Source organism: Paraburkholderia phymatum (assembly GCF_038900715.1).
In the GTDB taxonomy this organism is placed as follows: Bacteria; Pseudomonadota; Gammaproteobacteria; order Burkholderiales; family Burkholderiaceae; genus Paraburkholderia; species Paraburkholderia phymatum_A.
The window spans coordinates 24,565-44,011 of the sequence record NZ_JAYMRZ010000004.1 but is presented as its reverse complement, the minus strand read 5'-3'; the positions used below and the strand labels follow the sequence as shown (position 1 = coordinate 44,011).

Genomic DNA, 19,447 nt, shown 5'->3' with positions numbered 1-19,447 from the left:
GTCTCCACCACTTCTTCCTTCTTGATGGGCCCTCGGTCCGCTTCATTCGATTCGAACGGGGCCTTTTCTCTAGTCGCTTTCTGTCGATCAGTTCATATGCTGGCCGCCGTTCACGGCCAGATTTGCACCCGTGATGAATCCCGCGTCGTCCGAGCAGAGGAACGCAACGAGCGCGGCCACTTCTTCCGGCTTGCCGAGACGGCCAGCGGGGATCTGCGGCAGGATCTTGGTGTCGAGTACTTCCTGTGGAATGGCCGTGACCATCTTCGTCGCGAGGTAGCCGGGCGAAATCGTGTTGACCGTCACGCCCTTGCGCGCCACTTCGAGCGCGAGCGACTTCGTGAAGCCGTGCATGCCCGCTTTCGCCGCAGCGTAGTTGGTCTGTCCGACCGAACCCTTGGAGCCATTCACCGAAGAAATGTTGATCACACGTCCCCAGCCGCGCTCCACCATCATTTCGCACAGCGGCTTCGTCATGTTGAAGACGGAATCGAGATTCGTGCGCATGACGGCATCCCAGTTCACCTTGTCGAGCTTGCGCAGCGTCATATCGCGCGTAATGCCGGCATTGTTCACGAGGATATCGATGGGGCCGATCTCTGCCGTGATCTTCGCGACGCACTCGTGACACGAGTCATAGTCGGCGACATCGACGGGAACGGCATAGAATGCGCGGCCAGCCTTTTCCATTGCGGCAAGCCACTCGTCCGCACCCTTGTTGCTGGGCGAATACGTAACGATCACGCGATAGCCGGCGTCATGCAGACGAATACTGATGGCCTCACCAAGACCGCCCATACCGCCCGTAACCAAAGCAATTCGATTAGTCATCCTTTGCACCTATCAGACTTTTCATTGCGAAACTTCCCGATCGTCAATGACTGGTTCGCAGTTGCAGCCGTTGACTGGTCTCCCCGACTGGTCCTTTTATTGGGCCGTTCGCTTTGCGTTGGCCTGCGCGTTCGCTATTCATTGCGACGTCGCGTGTCGGTGGTTGCCGCGGCGTGAGCCGCGCGCATCGGTCGAATCGACAGGGCCCGTCGAGTCGTTTGCGGCTCGCGGACCTGCTTCTGATACCTGCTTCTGGTAATTCGCAATCAAACTGCACTGCGTGAATACGCAATACGTGATTCGTGTGTCATGCAGGCGACACAACGTGCATTGCGCAAGGCAACGCCGGAATTCGTAGTATTAATCGACAACCGCCTTGCGGGAACGGGCGGTGGATACGGGACGATCGACGCGCGCGGCCGCGATCGCCTGTTCGGCTTCCTGGCGGGCATCCGCTTCGGGATTCGGCGCGGCGGACAGCATCGTCTGGAATACCGACGTCAGCGGCGCCGAAGCCGCATTGGCACGGCACTGAAACGTTTCCATCATGGACCGCGCCAGTACTTCATTCTTCTCGGCCTGAGCGCGCGCAACGTCCTGCAGACTGTCATTCAGCCGCGAAACGATGCGGCCCAATTCAGTGCTGTAGTCCGCAAATAGTCTTACCAGTTCGCCCGGCGTATTCCATTGAAATGCAGTGCGAGTACTGCCGATCGTGCTCAGGCTTTTCAGTGCCTCCTCGTTCACGGCGTTGATCGTGCGCAGATTGAGTTCCGCGACCGATTGCAATTCCAGAACGACGGGATTGGCCCACGCGTTGAGAGCGGAGATGCCCGACTCCCACGCCGAAATGACACCTTCGGAATTCCGAATGCTCATTGACGAGACTCCATTAGTATTACTAAGTCATTCGATGTCACATGCACAGCGGGGCCGCGCTGCGCTATGCGATTCGCATGAATGTTCGTAATTAAGTGCTTGCTTGTGCGAAGCACCATTAGAACCCACATTCTAAACACATCATTTGACAATTTTTAAACAGTCTTGTCGGTAGTTACCCTGGGTTGTAGATGGCCCCTTTTACATGTCCCCGACGATCGAACCCCTAAAGCGCATCGCTTGCGCAGCGGTGCTCAGCACCCGCTTACCTCACAACGTGACATATACTCGGAGCAAAGGCCGTTCGCCTCGCGAAGAAGGGAGGCAACGTCACGGAGAATCGAAAGTGACTCTCGAATGGCCCGCGAGTGAGGGAGTGTCGAAGTGATCCCGTTCAAACGCATTCTGCTGTGCTACGACGGAACGCCCGAAGGACGTCGCGCGCTTCGCAGTGGAGCGGCGCTCGCGCATCAGCTCGGAGCCGAAACGCATCTGCTGTCGGTCGTGGATTCGTCGTGGTGGTCGAGCGGGTACGATGTTCTTTCTTCGATGGCCTTCGAGATCGACGAGCAGGCAGCACGCAGCGTGTTGAGCGACGGCATCGAGCGGTTATCGGCGTGCGGCGTGAACGCGACAGGACATTTCTGCGTAGGCGATCCCGTCGACCGCATTGCGACGATGGCCGACAAGCTTCGCGCCGATCTCATCGTGATCGGACATCATCACCTCGGACCTTTCGCGCGCTGGTGGACGGGCGAGCGGCATGCGCAACTGCTGGATCGCGTCGGTTGCGGCATTCTCTTCGAGGTTTCGCCGGATAGCGCGCCTTAAATCGTCACGGAGCGCGCACAACAGGTGCTACAAGCCCCACAGAATATCGGCGTCCTGCCGCTTTGCTTCGCGCAGCATGTCGAGAAACGGCCATGCACGCTGTGAAAGACCCGACTTGTGATGATCGGCATGCGATGCCGGCGTTTCGTAGACCGTACCTGACTGAGCATCGTCTTCGATTGCAGCTTCGAGACGCCGGATCGCTTCCGGCAAATCGTCATGCACGATCACACCCTGACGGTCGAGACGCTTGCCGATCAACCCGAGCAGATACTGCGCGAGGTCGCGAAGCATGACGACATCCGGCGTTGCTGGTGACTGGAAGGTGACGAGCAAGGCTACTTCTCCCTGTAAAAAACAGGCCTTCGTAGCGGTTGCCCTGGTGCGGAGACTGCTCTCTTCTCCATGGAGGTAGTGGATCTTGCCGTGCGGACTGTTCCCGTCCGTAACGACAGCAAAGTCCCCGCTCATTCGACAGCCGCTCGAAGGCTTCCTTTCATCTTATATCATGTTGTGATCTATTCAAGCGGGAATGGATATGACGCTTCAAAGCGCGTCCGTTGATCAGACGTAAGCACGCGGCGAAGAGCCGGATCTTCCGAGGTGGGCGTTGCGCTCAGAAGAACGAGGCGTCTTCCGTCGAACGTTGTTCGCTCTTTGCGCGACGCTTCTTCATCGACGCCGGATCGCGCACGATCGTCACGGCGCACGGTGCATAGGCGAGCACTTGGCGCGCGACAGAGCCGATCAGCCAGCGGTCGAACGGCGTGTGTCCGCGATGGCCGACGACGAGATGATCGATACCGTGTTGCTCGGTATAGAGCACGATCTCCTTCGCCGGCTGCCCGACCACGAGATCGAACTCGGCCTGATCGCCGGATGACACGAGCTTCGCCTTGATCTCGTCGAGCACTTCGTTTGCGTGGCGCAACTCGTAGTCGATCATCTCCTTTCGTTCCAGCTCTATCGCACCCCAATCGGGCGCGCGTGCGACGACGAGAACGTGCAACCGCGCGTCGAAGCGCTTCGCGAGATCGACCGCGAAAGTGACGGCATGTCGCGCGGACGGCGACCCGTCATAGCCTACGAGTACGTTCTGCATGATCTGCTCCCATCGGTTTCGAACCGGCAAAGGCTTCGATTCGTCAGCAACAATTCGTCGATCGCCGGCAAGCGCATTTGATCGTCTCCACGGCTCGCCACATGATTCGTTGCGAAAGGCATCGACGCTTGTGGCCGGATCAGTTGTCGTCGCTTCGGCTCGGAAGATGCTCGTGCGGCTCGGGCTCGGCCGCGTCGGCATCGAGCTTGTCGTTGTCTTTGGGTTTCACCGGGGCGTGCGCGGCGGCTTTGCGTTTCGTGCCGGTTGGGGTGTGCGCGGGGTCGAGAGGCTTGTCAGTCGGCTCAGCAGACGGCTTGGAGGGCATGGTGTGCTCCTGCGCTGATGAATACTGTCATTACCATGATAGGACGCATTGAAGCCGCCGGTTACACGCGTTTTGCGGCAGTGCGCAAATGGCGAATCGAATAGACTAATTGCTCTCGCGCATATCGCCTGACCGAAGCCGATCCATTCCCAACCCTTCCCAACGAGGACGCAACTATGACCCGTAGCTATCGCATCGCAGTGATTCCCGGCGACGGCATCGGCAAGGAAGTGATGCCCGAGGCACTGCGCGCGCTCGATGTCGTCAGCAAGCGCTATGGCATCGGCCTCGCGTATGAGCACATCGAGTGGGCCAGTTGCGACTACTACGCCCAGCACGGCCAGATGATGCCGGACGACTGGAAGGCGCAGCTCGATGGCGTCGATGCGATCCTGTTCGGCGCGGTCGGCTGGCCCGCCACCGTGCCCGATCACATCTCGCTGTGGGGCTCGCTGCTCAAATTCCGCCGCGAGTTCGACCAGTACATCAACCTGCGTCCGGCGCGTCTGTTCGATGGCGTGCCGTCGCCGCTCGCCGGCCGCAAGGCGGGCGACATCGACTTCATGATCGTGCGCGAAAACACCGAGGGCGAGTACTCGTCGGTGGGCGGCACGATGTTCGAAGGCACCGAGCGCGAATTCGTGATGCAGCAGTCGATCTTCACGCGCAAGGGCTCCGAGCGCGTGCTGAAATTCGCGTTCGATCTCGCGCAGCGCCGCGCGAAGAAGATCACGGTGGCGACGAAGAGCAACGGAATCTCGATCAGCATGCCGTGGTGGGACGCGCGCGCCGCCGAAATGGCCGCGCACTATCCCGACGTTACATGGGACAAGCAGCACATCGACATTCTGTGCGCGCGCTTCGTGCTGAACCCCGACCGCTTCGACGTGGTGGTCGCGACCAATCTGTTCGGCGACATCCTCTCGGATCTCGGCCCGGCCTGCACGGGCACGATCGGCATTGCGCCATCGGCGAACATGAATCCCGACCGCGTGTTCCCGTCGCTGTTCGAACCCGTGCACGGCTCCGCGCCCGATATCGCGGGCAAGGGTATCGCCAATCCCATCGCGATGATCTGGTCGGCGGCGATGATGCTCGATTTTCTCGGCAACGGCCAGGGCAAGGAACGCGAAGCGCACAACGCGATTCTCGCCGCCATCGGGGGCGTGCTGAAGGACGGCCCGCATACGGGCGATCTCGGCGGCAAGGCCAACACGGCGGAAGTGGGCGCCGCGATTGCGCATCGGCTTGCGTGATTGCGCCCGATTGAACTCCATCCGCGCGCGAGTGCTCTTATGACAGAGGACGCGCGCCGGGAAAATCGTTTCGCGGCGGCGAATTCATCGACGCGCGATCGCTCACCGCAGCAGGCGTCGGGCGCATCGCGACAGCGATTTCAAACTCGATGGATCAGGCATCATCATGCCAAGCCTTCGCAAGAAACTGCCGAGTGCCAATGCGCTGTTCGTGTTCGAAGCGGCCGCCCGTTGCCGCAACTTCACGCACGCCGCGCAGGAACTCGATGTAAGCCAGCCGGCCGTGAGCCGCATGCTCGCGCGCATGGAGGACCACATTGGCGTGCGTCTGTTCGAACGCGTGCGCGGCGGCATCGAATTGACGGAAAGCGGCAAGATTCTGTATCGCGCGATTTCGGAAGGCTTCGATGGCATCGAAAGCGCAATACGCGAGATCGAGGATCGCGCGACGGTTGCCGAGCCGGTCATGCTGTCCGTATCGACGGGCTTCGCAACGCACTGGCTGATGCCGCGCATGAGCCGCGTGAAGCAGGCTTTCCCTCACATCGATTTGCGGTTTCAACTGATATGCGCGCATAGCGACGGGCCGCTCGATGATGTGGATCTTGGCATGCGCTTTCTGCACGACAGCGAGATCGACGAGCACGCCGTGTTCGTGATGCCGGAAACGTTGCTGCCTGTCTGCAATCAGCGCTATCTGGAAACGGTTCGCGCGAGCGCCGGCCGCACGCAAGGCGACACGCTGATCGTAACGGACGACGAACAGCAGGGCTGGCACGAACGCTTTAGCGCGTTCGTCGGAAATGGACGTATCGCGGGTACGGTGAGCTTCGCCGATTATTCAAGCGCAGTGCAAGCCGCGCTGCTTGGCCAGGGCATCGCGCCCGGCAGGCTCGAGGTTGTCTCGCATTGGCTCGCACAAGGCGCGTTGCTGCCCGCCGAGCACGAAGTGATCGTGACGGATTGGCGTTGCTGTCTTCTCACGCCGGCCAATAAACCGTTGCGGCAGATCGTTGCGAACCTGCGCGACTGGCTCATTGAAGAGACGCGCAACGATATGCGCATCATCGCGAAGAAGTACCCGCAATTAGGTTTGCGAGAGGCGATGAGACAGACGGGGCTGAAGTTCGGCTAAGTGTTGGCGACTATTGATGCGGATGCTAGCGAGCGCGTGTTTTTGGCCAGGCGCGAAATGCCCGCAATCGGTCGAACCGAAGTGTGGGCATTCAGAAGATCACTTCAACTCCACCCGCTTGATTTCACCCACGATCAGCAGATAGCTCACGATCGCAACCAGCGCATTGCAAGCGACGAACACCAGTGCGCCACTAAACGATCCCGTCAGCTTGACGATATAGCCGATGATGATCGGCGTGGTGATCGCGGCAATGTTGCCGAACGTATTGAACATGCCGCCGCTCAGACCGGCGATCTGCTTCGGCGAGGTATCCGCGACAACGGCCCAGCCGAGCGCGCCCAGCCCTTTGCCGAAGAAGGCGAACGCCATGATCGCCACGACGACAGCCGACGAGTCGACGTAATTGCACGCAATCATGCTGGTCGACAGCAGCATGCCTACCACGATCGGCACCTTGCGCGCGACGGTTAGCGAACATCCCTTGCGAATCAGGAAATCGGAGAAGATCCCGCCAAGCACGCCGCCGATGAATCCACACACGGCAGGCAATGCGGCAACGAAACCTGCATTGAGAATCGACATGCCACGTTCCTTGACGAGATACACAGGGAACCACGTCAGGAAGAAATACGTGAGCGTCGTAATGCAGTACTGGCCGATATAAACGCCGAGCAGCATCCGGTTGGACAGCAACTGCTTGACGTATGACCACTTCGGCGCTTCGCCGGTGGATTGCGCAGCGACATTCGATTCACGCATCGGCACTTCGTCGGCGATGTTGCGCTTCTTCGGCCCATCCATATCGACGAGCGCGCCGCCCTCCGTGATGTGGTCGAGTTCTGCGCGGCTAATGCGTGGATGATCTTTGGGACTGTAGACCGTCTTCATCCACGCGATGCTCACGACAATGCCCACTGCGCCCATGAAATAGAAGACATACGGCCAGCCGAAGCGATGCGTGACCCAGCCCATGATCGGCGCGAACATCACCGTCGCAAAGTACTGCGCGGAATTGAAGATCGCAGAAGCCGTGCCGCGCTCGGCGGCGGGAAACCACGCGGCCACGATGCGGCCATTGGCGGGAAACGACGGCGCTTCGCTCAAGCCGACGAGAAAGCGCAGCGCAAACAGCGTGCTGACTGCAAGCGAAATACTCAGGTAAGTGACCGTGCCCTGCAATACGGTGAAGATCGACCAGATGAAAATGCTAGCCGCGTAAACGCGCTTTGATCCAAAGCGGTCGAGCAGCCAGCCGCCCGGCAATTGACCGATCACATACGACCAGCCGAACGCGGAAAAGATGAAGCCCATGGCGACCGCGTCGAGACCGAGATCTTTCGACATTGCGGTGCCCGCCATCGAAAGCGTCGCACGGTCCGCATAGTTGACGGCCGTGACAAGGAACAGCATCGCGACGATCCCATAGCGGATTCGCGTCTTCTGTGCCACGGACACGCCTTGCACAACGTTGGCCATGAATCGTCTCCTCCTGACGCACCGGCGTCATGCCGGCAAGATTCGCAACCGTGAGATGAAAGCACATGCTTATAGGTTGTCTGATGACAGAATGAAGCGACACACTGATTTTTGCAATAACGCGTTTACCCTGAACATTTTGGGTCAAGGCCTTCATTTCAAGTGCACTCCGCAGATTCTTAGCATGTCAGGCTGTTCGCGATCAAGGGGTTTGAGAAGAGCTTGCAGACATATGTTATACGACGACGTATGTTGCGGAATTTCAGGAGTATCGCCGGCTGATCCGCGTATCCGTGCCTTAAAATCGCGCGATGAACCGACTTCGCCCTCACATTCGCCCGCTGTGTGCGAGCGATGCAATCGCCTACGCGTCGCTGCGCCTGTGCGCTATCGACGAAGCGCCTCACGCGTTCGCGTCCACGCGCGAGGAAGAGGGAAAACGCTCTCTCGATGAAATCGAGGCGCGTATCTGTTCAACGTCGAACCAGATCGTGTTCGGCGCCTTCGACGGCGCCACGCTCATCGCCGTGGCGGGGCTCAGGCGTTATCCGTTGCGTCCCGTGCAGCAAAAGGGCTTTCTGTGGGGTTTGTTCGTCGCGCAGGCGCATCGCAGGAACGGCGTCGCGCGGCAACTGATCGCTGCTGCCATCGATCACGCGCGCGCAATGGGCCTGACCCATATCGCGCTGAATACGGACGCCGAAAACGCCGGCGCAATCGCGCTCTACCAATCGACGGGATTCGAGGCGGTTGAAAACGAGCCGTGCGCCGACGGAATCGACGACGATACGGATCGTGAAGTCGAGATGATGCTGCGCCTTAAATGAGCGCGCCGTCTGCGGCCGTCAATAGTCGATGAATGAACTAAGCATCCGGTTGAAGGCAGCCGGGCTGGCGACGTTCATGCCGTGCGATGCGCCCGCAATCGTTCCCCGGTCCGCGAGATAGATCCATTCTTGAAGCGAGTCGACGTTATTGCGGAACATGCGCGGACTCTTTTGCCCATCGACGAGCAGCGTCCGGCACGTCACTTCCGCCGCCGCGTCGCGCGAATAGGCGGGCAGCGGATCGCAAAACTGCTTGGGCAGCGTGCTCGCGTTGTCGAGCGCCATCGTGCGAAAGGCGGTTGTGCTCTTTTTCCACGCACCGGGCGTGCTGACGGAATCGACGAACAGTTCGAGTCCCGGCTCGACGATACCCTCTTCGATCATGCCCGCGACTTTCGCGCGCAACGCGTTCGTGGCAGCGGGCAGCGACGCTTCGCGCACGCCATCCTTTTGCAGCGGCCCACCCGGATCGGCGAGCGTCAGCGTTTTGACAAGACGCGGATATTCGCGCGCCAGATGAAACGCGATGCACCCGCCTCGCGAGTGACCCACCACATGAACGGGCGCGAGATCGAGCGCGTCGATGAACTCCGCCAGTTCGGCGACGTGAGCATGCCAACTGAAATCGTTCTGAATGCACGCATCGGCAGCGGGCCAGTAGTGGCTCAGGCTCGGAGCGATGCAGCGAAAACGTGCGGACAGCGGCGCGATCTGCGCGTCCCAGTAGCGGTAGTCGCACAGCGATCCGTGGACGAATACCACCGGCTCACCCGCGCCGCGTTCGATGTACGGAATGCAGATGCCCGATGCGACATTCGCGAAGCTCAGTTGGGGATCGGCCAGCAACGCGTGGTCGGTTCGCATGTTCATGGCAGTCACAGTCTCGGGTAAGTCGTCGTGTGACTACTATGCCGCAATCGCAAGCGTAAGAAAAACGCGTAATCCGCATCGAATCGTTCAGCTTTTCTGATACCTCTTGCGCGCGCTGCTACGGCGCGCTCGACGGATCGTAGGGCACGACCTGCTCGCGCTCTTCAGGATGATTGCGCGCAACGATCGCGCGAGCCGGCGTCGTCGTACTGAGATTGAAAGGCTGATGCGGCACGCCGGGGGGAATGAAGAGAAAGTCCCCGGCTTCCGTTACGACCGACTGACGCAAGCCCGGCCCATAACGCGTTTCCACACGTCCTTCCAGAACATAGATTCCCGTTTCGTAGCCGCTGTGAATGTGCGGTTCGGCGTGTCCGCCAGGCGGGACGACGACCAGGTGCATCGACAACGCCTGCGCGCCCGCCGTCGTGGCCGAAATACCCACGAAATACGGCAGTCGCTGACTCGTTGCAATCTCCCTGTCAGGATGCACCACGACGAGAGGCGCCAGTTCGCCTTGCGATTCGTCTTCCATGCGCGATCCTCCCTGGTTCCGTGGAATGGGCGCGGATTGAATGAAAAGCCGCATCCAATGCGATTCGATTCTACGCCGACGCGTTACCGCGTCAGGTATCGGTAAAAAGTTTGGCGACTGCGGCCTTGACGTTGCGCCTGTAATAACCGCAGAGCATCATGAGACGCGCACGCGAGCGCGGACTTTCGCTGCGACCGGCAATCGCCTGGACACAGGCTCATCAGCGGAGCAAATGAACATGAACAAACGTCAGTTCCTGACCAGCGCCGCTGCATTCGGCGCAGCCGTGACGCCTGCGTTCGCCGCCACGAACACGAAGCATCCCGCTTGCGCGGCGGCGTCTGCAATCCTGACCGTGTCGGGTGCGATCAAGCGCACGAATCGCGGCGCACTCGATCCGGCATTCGATCAGTTGATGGCGAAGCAACTGGTTAAATTCCCCGAGGCTTATACGTTCGATTATCCGTCCGTCGCCGCCCTGCCCGCCGTGACGATCAAGCCGACAATCGAATACGACGCGAAGCAGCACACGCTGAGCGGCCCACTGCTGACGAACGTGCTTGAACAGGCGGGCGCATCCAGTTCCGGCGACACCAGGATTTCATTGCGCGCAGTCGATGGCTATACGGTGCTGACGACGCTCGACAACGTGCGTGCGTGGAAATTCATCGTCGCGACTCACATGGACGACAAGCCGATGCCATTGGGCGGGCTCGGTCCTTTATGGGCGATCTACGACGCCGACAACATTGCGCAACTCGCGACAAAGCCACTGAAAGACCGCTTCGTGCTATGTCCGTGGGGGCTCTATCACATACAGGTGGGCGAGGCCTAGAGGCGAAATCACACTCCTTGCATAAGTTGCGCTTCGCAACTATAGTAGTTGCGAAGCGCAACTCAAGGAGCTGTGGTGGATATCATCGACAAACCGTCTCAATCGCGCGACAAGACCATCCTCGAATTGCGGGAGTTCTCGCGCAAGCTCGTTCGCGAGCTCGGCTTCATGCGCTCCACGCTCGCGGAAAGCGATCTGGCGCCATCGGCCGTGCACGCAATCCTCGAAATCGGCGCGACTCCCGGCATGCAGGCGCGAGATCTTGCGCATCTTTTGCGCCTCGACAAGTCCAACGCCAGCAGACAGATCGCGAAGCTGGAATCGGCGGGGCTCGTCGAGCGCACGGCATCGAGCGAGGACGCGCGTTCGTCGGAGCTTCACCTGACGCGAGCAGGCCAGCAGTTGCGCAAGAAAATCGACAAGTTCGCAACCGATCAGGTATCGAGCGCATTGCGCAAGCTCGCGCCCTCCGATCAACAGGCGCTGGTGCGCGCGCTGTCGCTGTATGCGAGCGCGCTCGCGCAGGACAACGATGCCAAGGAGAGTCAGACGCCATCGGCGCCGAACGTGCAGATCGTCGAGGGCTACTACCCTGGCTGCATCGGCGACGTCGCGAGTCTTCACGGGCGTTATTACTCGCAGCACACGGGCTTCGGCGTGTTCTTCGAAAAGCGCGTCGCGACAGAGCTCGCGGCATTCGCAGAATCATTGCCCGATCCCGACAAGGGACTGTGGCTCGTCGTCGACAACGCGCGCACGCTTGCGTCGGTCGCCATCGACTTGGACCCATCGACGCGCATCGCGCACCTGCGCTGGTTCATCGTCGACGATTCGCTGCGCGGCTCGGGTCTCGGCCGACAGTTGATGACACGCGCGATGGCCTTCGTCGACGAACGCTTCGACGAAACTTACCTTTGGACGTTCAAGGGCCTCGACGCCGCGCGTCATCTGTATGAGGCGTTCGGCTTCACGCTGGCCGAAGAGGCGGAAGGCACGCAGTGGGGAAAGACGGTCGTCGAACAGCGTTTCATCCGGCGCGTGAAATCGCCTCGATAGCAGCGCTAGAGCAGATCGAAGCGCGCAAGCTCTCGCGACAGCGCATCCGCGTCGACGAACTGATACGCGTGCAAACCAGCGTCGATTGCGCCTGTGACGTTGGCTTCCGAGTCGTCGATGAAAAGCGTCTCGCGCGCCTCGACGCACAGATGGCTGACACAGCCGAGATACGCTTGGGCCGCCGGCTTCGCCGCGCCGAATGCAGCCGACGGATAAACATGCGCGCCGAAGAGTCGCGCAACGGGCGGGTTGAGATAGCTGATGTGATCGGTGACGAGACGGCAGTTGTTGGTCAGCACGGCGATCTTGTGACGCGTTGCAATTCGCGCGGCGACGGCGAGCGATTCAGCGTCAGGCGTGATCGACGCGTGGCGCGCAACGAGCCAGTCGTCACGGCTGACAGGGCAACCCAGCAGATTGCCGAGTTCGAGCAGATATTCGTCGTCGGTGATCTCGCCCGCATCGGCGCGCGCTTCGAGCCCTGAGCCCCAGATTGCGTGGCGAACGGCCTCGTGCGGCTTGCCCGTGATCGACGACATGCGATTGGTCCGCGCGGCGCGGTCGTAATGTGACAACACGCCCTCCATGTCGAAGAGCACGAGCTTGATCGATGACGTCATGGTGCCGCCTCCGCATCGAACGCATCCACGCGACGCTAGTACCCGCCCTTCTCCGTCGTATCCGCGCGCCTCTCGTCGCCGATGTATGAGGACGCAAGATCGGCGGCTGCGCGGCTGAGCAGACCCGTATCGGTGCCAACGGCGACGAAGGTCGCGCCCGCTTCCAGAGATTCGGCGGCGAACGCGCGGTCCGGCGCGAGCACGCCCGCCGCCTTGCCCGCTGCGCGCACCGTGCGAATGCCCTCGCGAATCGCCTCGCGCACGACGGGTTCGCCAGGCTTGCCGAGAAAACCCATCGATGCGCTCAGATCCGCCGGCCCAAAGAATACGCCGTCCACGCCATCGACATTCGCGATCGCATCCAGATTCGACAGCCCTTGCAGCGTCTCGACCTGCACCAGCACGCACAACTCGTCCGAAGCGGTGGCCAGATAATCGGGCACACGGTTCCAGCGCGACGCCCGCGCAAGTGCGCTGCCGACACCGCGCACGCCTAGCGGCGGATAACGCGTCCCCGCGACGGCCGCTCGCGCGTGTTCTTCGGTATCGATCATCGGCAGCAGTAACGTCTGCGCACCGATATCGAGCAGCTGCTTGATCAGCGCTGCATCGCTCTTCACCGGCCGCACGACAGGATGCGACCGATACGACGACACTGCCTGCAATTGCGCAAGCGTGCTGCGCACGTCATTGGGCGCGTGCTCGTTGTCGATGAGCAGCCAGTCGAAACCCGCCGTCGCAAGCACTTCGACGACGTATGCATCGGCAAGCGCCGCCCACAAGCCGAATTGCGGCTTGCCTTGGGCCAATGCGCGCTTGAAGCGATTCTGGACACGTTCCATAGCGGGCTCTCAGACAAAGTTGAGCGCAATGCCGCCTAACGGGCCGTAATCGACATGAAACGTATCGCCGGCGTGCGCGGGAATGGGACTCGTGAACGAGCCGCTGAGTATCACATCGTTTGCATTGAGGCTCTCGTCATACGGCGCGATCTTGTTGGCGAGCCACGCAACGCCTGTCGCCGGGTGATTGAGCACAGCCGCCGCGAGGCCGCTCTCTTCGACGGCACCGTTCTTGTACAGCAACGCGCCGACCCAGCGCAGATCGATATCCATCGCACGCACGGGACGGCCGCCCATCACGATGCCCGCGTTCGCGGCGAAGTCGGAGATCGTATCGAAGACCTTGCGCGGCGCGCGCGTCTCGCGGTCGAACTGCTCGATGCGCGCATCGATGATCTCGACAGCGGGCGTCACGTATGCCGTCGCGTCGAGCACATCGAACAGCGTCACGCCGGGGCCCTTGAGCGGCTTCGCGAGAATGAACGCCAGTTCCACTTCGACGCGCGGCGCGATGAAGCGATCCGCACGAATGTCCCGGCCGCTTTCGATAAACATGCTGTCGAGAAGCGGCGCATAGTCCGGCTCGTCGATCTGGGACGAGCGCTGCATCGCGCGCGACGTCAGGCCGATCTTGCGCCCCTTGATTACATGGCCTTCGGCCAGTTTCATCTTTACCCATTCGCGCTGGATCGCATATCCATCTTCGATCGTCATCTCCGGATAGGCCGCCGAGAAATGCCGCAATTGCGTGCGCGTTTTCTCGGCGTGGTCTAGCTGCGCGGCGAGTTCGCGAATAGTCGTCTGGTCTAGCATGATCAAGTCCCGTTCCATGCAAAGCTGTCGGCCGGAGTTGGCGCTTTAGCGCTTACTCCGGTCCCATGCAAAGCAGTCGCGCTCACCCCTTCAGGCGCGCATGCAGATTGTTGTGTTTCCACGTGCCCGCTTCGCTGAATTCGCTGATTTCGAGCGATAGCGCGAGGCCCTGCTTTTCGAATGCTTCGGCGAAGTGCTGCTTGATGACATCGAACAGCGCGTCGCCTGTCGCTTTCTTTACGGCTTCCGAGCGGCCCGCGCCGATCTTCAGGTTCGCATGCAAGAAAGCGGCATCTTCTCTGCCATCCGCGATGCAATACTGTTCGCAACGCAACGCGCGTACGCGTATGCCGCCGAGCGGATAAACGCGCTGATCGTTCTCGCGTTGCGCGTCGAGGCTTTGCGCGAGCTTTCTGCACAGCGCGCCGATGCTTTCGTTACTCGCCAGATTGGCGCTGTATTCGAGCGTGAGATGTGGCACGTTCAGACTCCATCGAGCAATCAGGCCGGCAACGGCGTCACGGGAAAAATCGCGTTGATCTGGCCGGTGCCCGAACTGCCGAAATATGGCGTCACCACTTCGGCCTTGCCTTCGTAGCGGTCCCAACCGAGTGCGCCGAGCAGCATCGCCGTGTCGTGCATGCCGCCCTCGCCCCAGCATTTCTCGTTGTAGAGCGGCAGCATGCCGCAAAAGGTCTTCCAGTCGCCCTTCTCCCATAGCGACACGACGTGCCGGTCAGTCTGTTCGAGAAACGGGTCCCACACCTTGTGCATGAACTGCTCGGCCGTGCCGTTGTTCGCGAAGTGATGACTGAGCGAACCGCTCGCGAGAATCGCAACGGTACCGTCGTAGCGTTCCTCGATGGCCTTGCGCACCGCGAGTCCGAAGCGCGCGCTCGTCGGCAGGTCGTGCCACATGCACCACCCCGCGATCGATACCGTCTTGAAGCGCTGATCGGAATTCATGTAACGCATCGGCACCAGCGTGCCGTATTCGAGGTCGAGCGAGGTCTCGCTATGCGCACGCGTTTTCACGCCCATTTCATTCGCGGCTTCGGCGATCAGCTGGCCAAGCCTGACATTGCCTGGATACGCATACGCCATGTTGTTGATGAAATGCGGCAGTTCGTTGCTCGTATAGATGCCTTCGAATTTCGGCGCGCAATTGATGTGGTACTCGCTATTGACGAGCCAGTGCACATCGAACACGACGATCGTATCGACACCCAGTTCGCGGCAACGCCGACCGATTTCATGATGCCCGTCGATGGCCGCCTGGCGGCAGCCTTTGTGCGGCCCATCGAGTTCGGACAGATACAACGAAGGCACATGCGTGACTTTGGCGGCCAGTGCGAGCTTGCCCATCGCGGTCTCCTTTTTGCTTCAATCTCATGCGACGCTGAATCGTTCAAACGCCCCAGCGCGGAATGTGATGCGATCCAAGCGACACGCACACGTTCTTCGGTTCGAGGAACACTTCATAGCTCCACGTGCCGCCTTCGCGCCCAACACCCGATGCCTTCGTGCCGCCAAACGGCTGTCGCAGATCGCGCACGTTCTGGCTGTTCACGAAGCACATGCCCGCCGAGATTGCTGCCGCCACGCGATGCGCGCGACCCGTGTTCTCGGTCCATACATAGCTCGACAGGCCGTATGAGATATCGTTGGCGAGGCGAATGGCGTGCGCTTCGTCGTCGAACGGAATCAGGCACGCGACCGGCCCGAAGATCTCTTCCTGCGCGATGCGCATGCGGTTGTCGACATCGACGAATACAGTAGGCGCGACGAAATTGCCTTTCTTCAGTGCGTCGGGCAACGATGGCGCATCGAGTCCGCCGCACGCGAGCGTCGCGCCTTCCTTTGGCCCCAGCTCGATATAGCCGCGCACTTTCGCAAGATGCCCCTGGCTGATCATCGGACCGATGACCGTGCTCTCGTTGAGCGGATCGCCAACGGTCAAGCGTTTTGCGCGCTCGATAAAGCGCTCAGCGAATTTCCCGTAGATCGATTTCTGCACGAGTATCCGCGAACCCGCCGTGCAGCGCTCGCCATTGTTCGAGAAGATCATGAACACGGCGGCATCGAGCGCGCGCTCGAAATCGGCGTCGTCGAAGATAACGAACGGCGATTTGCCGCCCAGTTCCATCGAGAATTTCTTGAGGCCCGCCGTCTGCACGATGCGATTGCCCGTCGCCGTCGAACCCGTGAACGAAACGGCGTGTACATCGGGATGAGCGACGAGCGGTTCGCCCGCTTCCTTGCCATAACCGTGCACGACGTTCAGCACGCCCGCGGGAATGCCCGCTTCGAGTGCGAGATTGCCGAGCATCGACGCCGTGAGCGGCGACAACTCGCTCATCTTCAGCACAGCCGTATTGCCGAACGCGAGACACGGCGCAACTTTCCACGTGGCCGTCATGAACGGCACATTCCATGGCGAAATCAGCGCGCACACGCCGACGGGATGGAACAGCGTGTAGTTCAGATGCGAATCGGTCGGGTACGTATGGCCGTCGACGCGCGTGCACATCTCCGCGAAATACGTGAAGTTGTCGGCGGCACGCGGCACGAGTTGCTTGCGCGTTTGCGAAATCGTTTGGCCCGTGTCGCGCGTTTCCGTGTCGGAGATCTCGGGCACGTGCTTCGAGATCAGTTCGCCGAGCTTGCGCACGAGCTTCGCGCGCTCGGCTGCGGGCTTCGCGGCCCATGCGGGAAACGCGTCTTTTGCAGCGCGCACAGCCGCGTCGATTTCTTCGCCCGTGCCGCGCGCGACTTCGGCCAGTACTTCTTGCGTCGCCGGATTCACGGTCTCGAAGTAGTCACGCGCTTGCGTCGATTGGCCGTTGATCAGATGTTCGATTCGCATTGGCAGGTCCCAGACAGTCAGTCGCGGTTGAAGTCCGCGTCGGAAACGATCACGTTGACGAGACGGCCGAGGCCGTCGATCTCGCAGACGACTTCGTCGCCCGCATTCACATTGACGACGCCCTCCGGCGTGCCCGTCAGAATGACGTCGCCGGGCGCGAGCGTCATGAATCCGCTCAGATATTCGATCAGCTCGGGAATGTCGGTAACGAGATCGCGCGTATTGCCCTTTTGTTGCAGCGTGCCGTTCACGTAGGTGCGCAACTCGAGTTGCCTGACGTCCGCAATGTCGGCGGCATCGACGAACCATGGGCCGAGTACCGTGCCGCCATCGCGATTCTTCACGCGCAGATTGGGCCGGTAATAGTTCTCCAGATAGTCGCGGATCGCATAGTCGTTCGCGATCGTGTAGCCGGCAACGTACTGCATTGCTTCATCGCGTTTCACTTCTTTCGCCGACCGGCCGATCACCACGGCGAGTTCGCACTCGTAGTGCATGAACGTCACGTCGTTCGGACGGCGCGTCACACCGCGATGACCGATCACGCCGCCCGGCCCCTTCAGAAACACGAGCGGCTCTTCCTGCTTCGAGAATTGCAGTTCCTTCGCGTGCTCCGCGTAATTCAGACCGAGCGCGAAGATCGTGCCGGGTTCGATGGGCGCAAGCCACACGATTTCTTCTTCTCGACAGACACGGCCATCGGCGAGCCGAACGCCCCGCTCGTGCGGATACGCCTCGTGAATGGCGCCTGCATACGCAACACGGCCGCGCATCATCGTTCGCCTCCTTCTTTCGACGTCGTCGAGAAACGCAACGGCGTCCATGCGCCGATCGCGATGCTCACGTTGTCGCCGGCGTGCGCGACGGGCGCACCATGCGGGACACCCAACGTCAGCACATCGCCGGGGGAAAGCGTCATGAAGTCGGTGACGTCGGCGATCAATCGCGCGACGTTGCGAATCGACGTAGAAGTGCTCGCTTCGAAAGCGCGCTTTCCTTCGATGCTGATCGCGATACGCAGCGCATCCGGATCGGCCACGTGCCGTCGCGCGATCACGGCGGGACCGATCACGCAGAAGCAATCGCGCACGCGAAACCGCGCCGACGGCCGATAAACGCTCGCGTGCGGCACGCAAAGGTCCGCAACGACGGTGTATCCCGCGACGAATTCCAGCGCCTGGTCGACGCTCACGCGACACGCGGTGCGCCCCATCACGATGCCGAGCGATCCGCCGACTTGCACGCCGTGCTCATCGTCAGGCACGACGACTTGCGCGCCGTGCCCTGCCAGCGTGTTGCGCGGCTTCACGTACAGAACGGGCGCTTTCGGCGGCGCCTTGTACGGCGGAGCATGGACGGCGTCGCCCAACGCATCGAGCGCGGCACGATCGTTCAGCAACGTGCCATAGACCGCACCGCCCACGGGCGGGCGACAGGTCTTTCCATCCGCGAGCAGCGCGCTCACAGTGGGCGCATCGACATCGCGTGCGAGCGACTCGCTTTCGAGATGAATCCGGTGATCGTGGATTACGAACATGGCCTGGCTGCATCCGTCGATTCACTAATATCTTAGTAGTATTCGCGCAGCTCAACCGATGGTCAAGCGCATCGATGGCCGACACGGGTTTTCCCTGGCGCGGCGCTTGCGTGCCCTTGCTGCGTCATCGCAGGGCCGTACATGGGGACAGAAAAAACTGGTAAGACCAGTGTTCCACCCAGTCGACAAGCAGCCAGGAACGCGGAACAATGGACCCCAAGTCATATATAAGACTGGACCTCGCTCGCGCGTAAATCGTGCGTGTGTGCGCCGCCTGTCATGTCGATCCGCGACTCGCGACCGGTCTGTAGATGGAAGTCACCTCAATCGTTTCAGGAAACGCAACATGCAGACAAAATCCGTTCTGACGGTCGCCGAGTCGACGAAAATCATCGAAGCGGCGCGCGCCGAAGCCGAGCGCAACCAGTGGGCCGTGGCCATTGCCGTCGTCGACGACGGCGGCCATCAACTCGCGCTGCTGCGCCTCGACAACTGCGCGCCGATCGGTGCCTACATCGCGACTGAGAAGGCCCGCACGGCCGCGCTGGGCCGCCGCGAATCGAAGCAGTATGAAGACATGATCAACGGCGGCCGCACCGCATTCCTGAGCGCGCCGCTCTCGGGTACGCTGGAAGGCGGCGTTCCCGTTGTGGTAAATGGTCAGGTGGTCGGCGCCGTCGGTGTTTCCGGCGTGAAGGCCGATCAGGATGCGCAAGTGGCAAAGGCCGGTGCCGCGGCCGTTGCCACCGCTGCGAATGGTTGAACGCCGCCCCGAAGCTAGTCGAAATCTCGCCCCTCTTGGAACAGC

Annotated in this window: 23 protein-coding genes; 7 read left to right on the top strand and 16 right to left on the bottom strand. The window is 60.9% G+C overall.

Going from position 1 to position 19,447, the window contains the following annotated elements; all coding sequences use genetic code 11:
* Positions 1-87 precede the first annotated feature (87 nt).
* Positions 88-831, bottom strand: a complete 744-nt coding sequence (gene phbB, locus VSR68_RS08935) for an acetoacetyl-CoA reductase (RefSeq protein ID WP_342939488.1) — start codon at positions 829-831, stop codon at positions 88-90.
* A 360-nt stretch (positions 832-1,191) separates the two neighbouring features.
* Positions 1,192-1,710 (bottom strand): Phasin protein, encoded by a 519-nt coding sequence (locus tag VSR68_RS08930; protein WP_342939487.1) that lies wholly within the window; start codon positions 1,708-1,710, stop codon positions 1,192-1,194.
* Positions 1,711-2,094: 384 nt separating this feature from the next.
* Between VSR68_RS08930 and VSR68_RS08925 the strand changes: the two genes are divergently transcribed.
* Positions 2,095-2,541, top strand: coding sequence for a universal stress protein (locus VSR68_RS08925; protein ID WP_342933934.1), 447 nt, complete (start codon positions 2,095-2,097; stop codon positions 2,539-2,541).
* Between the two features lie 27 nt (positions 2,542-2,568).
* Here the strand turns inward: VSR68_RS08925 and VSR68_RS08920 are convergent, their stop codons facing one another.
* The 3 genes from VSR68_RS08920 to VSR68_RS08910 all read right to left on the bottom strand — a co-directional run bounded on the left by VSR68_RS08920 (position 2,569) and on the right by VSR68_RS08910 (position 3,968).
* Positions 2,569-2,877 (bottom strand): DUF1840 domain-containing protein, encoded by a 309-nt coding sequence (locus VSR68_RS08920; protein WP_342939486.1) that lies wholly within the window; start codon positions 2,875-2,877, stop codon positions 2,569-2,571.
* 280 nt (positions 2,878-3,157) lie between these two features.
* Positions 3,158-3,643, bottom strand: a complete 486-nt coding sequence (locus VSR68_RS08915; RefSeq protein WP_342939485.1) for a universal stress protein — start codon at positions 3,641-3,643, stop codon at positions 3,158-3,160.
* A 139-nt stretch (positions 3,644-3,782) separates the two neighbouring features.
* The gene (locus VSR68_RS08910) at positions 3,783-3,968 is read right to left on the bottom strand and encodes a hypothetical protein (RefSeq protein ID WP_342939484.1); all 186 of its coding nucleotides are present in this window, start codon (positions 3,966-3,968) and stop codon (positions 3,783-3,785) included.
* 176 nt (positions 3,969-4,144) lie between these two features.
* On the opposite strand from VSR68_RS08910, the gene VSR68_RS08905 reads away from it, so the two are divergent.
* Entirely contained in the window at positions 4,145-5,224 is a 1,080-nt protein-coding gene (locus VSR68_RS08905) for a tartrate dehydrogenase (protein ID WP_342939483.1), read from the top strand.
* Between the two features lie 166 nt (positions 5,225-5,390).
* Entirely contained in the window at positions 5,391-6,359 is a 969-nt protein-coding gene (locus tag VSR68_RS08900) for a LysR family transcriptional regulator (RefSeq protein WP_342939482.1), read from the top strand.
* A 99-nt stretch (positions 6,360-6,458) separates the two neighbouring features.
* On the opposite strand, the gene VSR68_RS08895 is transcribed toward VSR68_RS08900, so the two are convergent.
* Complete coding sequence (locus VSR68_RS08895) at positions 6,459-7,838, bottom strand: MFS transporter (RefSeq protein WP_342939481.1); 1,380 nt, start codon at positions 7,836-7,838, stop codon at positions 6,459-6,461.
* Positions 7,839-8,149: 311 nt separating this feature from the next.
* Here VSR68_RS08895 and VSR68_RS08890 point away from each other — a divergent pair, with 311 nt between their 5' ends.
* Positions 8,150-8,665 carry a GNAT family N-acetyltransferase gene (locus VSR68_RS08890; protein WP_342939480.1) on the top strand — a complete coding sequence of 172 codons (516 nt, stop codon included), beginning with the start codon at positions 8,150-8,152 and terminating at the stop codon, positions 8,663-8,665.
* 18 nt (positions 8,666-8,683) lie between these two features.
* Here the strand turns inward: VSR68_RS08890 and VSR68_RS08885 are convergent, their stop codons facing one another.
* The gene (locus tag VSR68_RS08885) at positions 8,684-9,535 is read right to left on the bottom strand and encodes an alpha/beta hydrolase (protein ID WP_342939479.1); all 852 of its coding nucleotides are present in this window, start codon (positions 9,533-9,535) and stop codon (positions 8,684-8,686) included.
* 118 nt (positions 9,536-9,653) lie between these two features.
* Positions 9,654-10,070: a cupin domain-containing protein gene (locus VSR68_RS08880; RefSeq protein WP_342939478.1), complete on the bottom strand. Its 417-nt coding sequence runs from the start codon at positions 10,068-10,070 to the stop codon at positions 9,654-9,656.
* Positions 10,071-10,308: 238 nt separating this feature from the next.
* Here VSR68_RS08880 and VSR68_RS08875 point away from each other — a divergent pair, with 238 nt between their 5' ends.
* Both VSR68_RS08875 and VSR68_RS08870 read left to right on the top strand, forming a co-directional pair.
* Positions 10,309-10,905, top strand: a complete 597-nt coding sequence (locus tag VSR68_RS08875; protein ID WP_342939477.1) for a molybdopterin-dependent oxidoreductase — start codon at positions 10,309-10,311, stop codon at positions 10,903-10,905.
* Between the two features lie 75 nt (positions 10,906-10,980).
* On the top strand, positions 10,981-11,961 hold the full coding sequence (locus VSR68_RS08870) for a helix-turn-helix domain-containing GNAT family N-acetyltransferase (RefSeq protein WP_342939476.1): 981 nt from the start codon (positions 10,981-10,983) through the stop codon (positions 11,959-11,961).
* A gap of 5 nt (positions 11,962-11,966) precedes the next feature.
* On the opposite strand, the gene VSR68_RS08865 is transcribed toward VSR68_RS08870, so the two are convergent.
* The 8 genes from VSR68_RS08865 to VSR68_RS08830 form a co-directional block, all read right to left on the bottom strand.
* Entirely contained in the window at positions 11,967-12,581 is a 615-nt protein-coding gene (locus tag VSR68_RS08865; RefSeq protein WP_342939475.1) for an HAD-IA family hydrolase, read from the bottom strand.
* Between the two features lie 35 nt (positions 12,582-12,616).
* On the bottom strand, positions 12,617-13,423 hold the full coding sequence (gene hpaI, locus VSR68_RS08860) for a 4-hydroxy-2-oxoheptanedioate aldolase (RefSeq protein WP_342939474.1): 807 nt from the start codon (positions 13,421-13,423) through the stop codon (positions 12,617-12,619).
* A gap of 9 nt (positions 13,424-13,432) precedes the next feature.
* A complete protein-coding gene (gene hpaH, locus VSR68_RS08855; protein ID WP_342939473.1) occupies positions 13,433-14,236 on the bottom strand; it encodes a 2-oxo-hept-4-ene-1,7-dioate hydratase in 804 nt (267 codons plus the stop codon).
* An 82-nt stretch (positions 14,237-14,318) separates the two neighbouring features.
* Positions 14,319-14,717 (bottom strand): 5-carboxymethyl-2-hydroxymuconate Delta-isomerase, encoded by a 399-nt coding sequence (locus VSR68_RS08850; RefSeq protein ID WP_342939472.1) that lies wholly within the window; start codon positions 14,715-14,717, stop codon positions 14,319-14,321.
* A 20-nt stretch (positions 14,718-14,737) separates the two neighbouring features.
* Positions 14,738-15,601 (bottom strand): 3,4-dihydroxyphenylacetate 2,3-dioxygenase, encoded by an 864-nt coding sequence (gene hpaD / locus VSR68_RS08845; RefSeq protein ID WP_342939471.1) that lies wholly within the window; start codon positions 15,599-15,601, stop codon positions 14,738-14,740.
* Between the two features lie 43 nt (positions 15,602-15,644).
* Entirely contained in the window at positions 15,645-17,102 is a 1,458-nt protein-coding gene (hpaE, locus tag VSR68_RS08840; protein ID WP_342939470.1) for a 5-carboxymethyl-2-hydroxymuconate semialdehyde dehydrogenase, read from the bottom strand.
* Between the two features lie 17 nt (positions 17,103-17,119).
* Positions 17,120-17,878, bottom strand: a complete 759-nt coding sequence (locus VSR68_RS08835) for a fumarylacetoacetate hydrolase family protein (RefSeq protein WP_342939469.1) — start codon at positions 17,876-17,878, stop codon at positions 17,120-17,122.
* Complete coding sequence (locus VSR68_RS08830) at positions 17,875-18,639, bottom strand: fumarylacetoacetate hydrolase family protein (RefSeq protein WP_342939468.1); 765 nt, start codon at positions 18,637-18,639, stop codon at positions 17,875-17,877. The genes VSR68_RS08835 and VSR68_RS08830 overlap by 4 nt, the downstream gene beginning before the upstream one ends.
* 346 nt (positions 18,640-18,985) lie before the next feature.
* On the opposite strand from VSR68_RS08830, the gene VSR68_RS08825 reads away from it, so the two are divergent.
* Positions 18,986-19,402 (top strand): heme-binding protein, encoded by a 417-nt coding sequence (locus tag VSR68_RS08825; protein ID WP_342939467.1) that lies wholly within the window; start codon positions 18,986-18,988, stop codon positions 19,400-19,402.
* Positions 19,403-19,447: the final 45 nt, after the last annotated feature.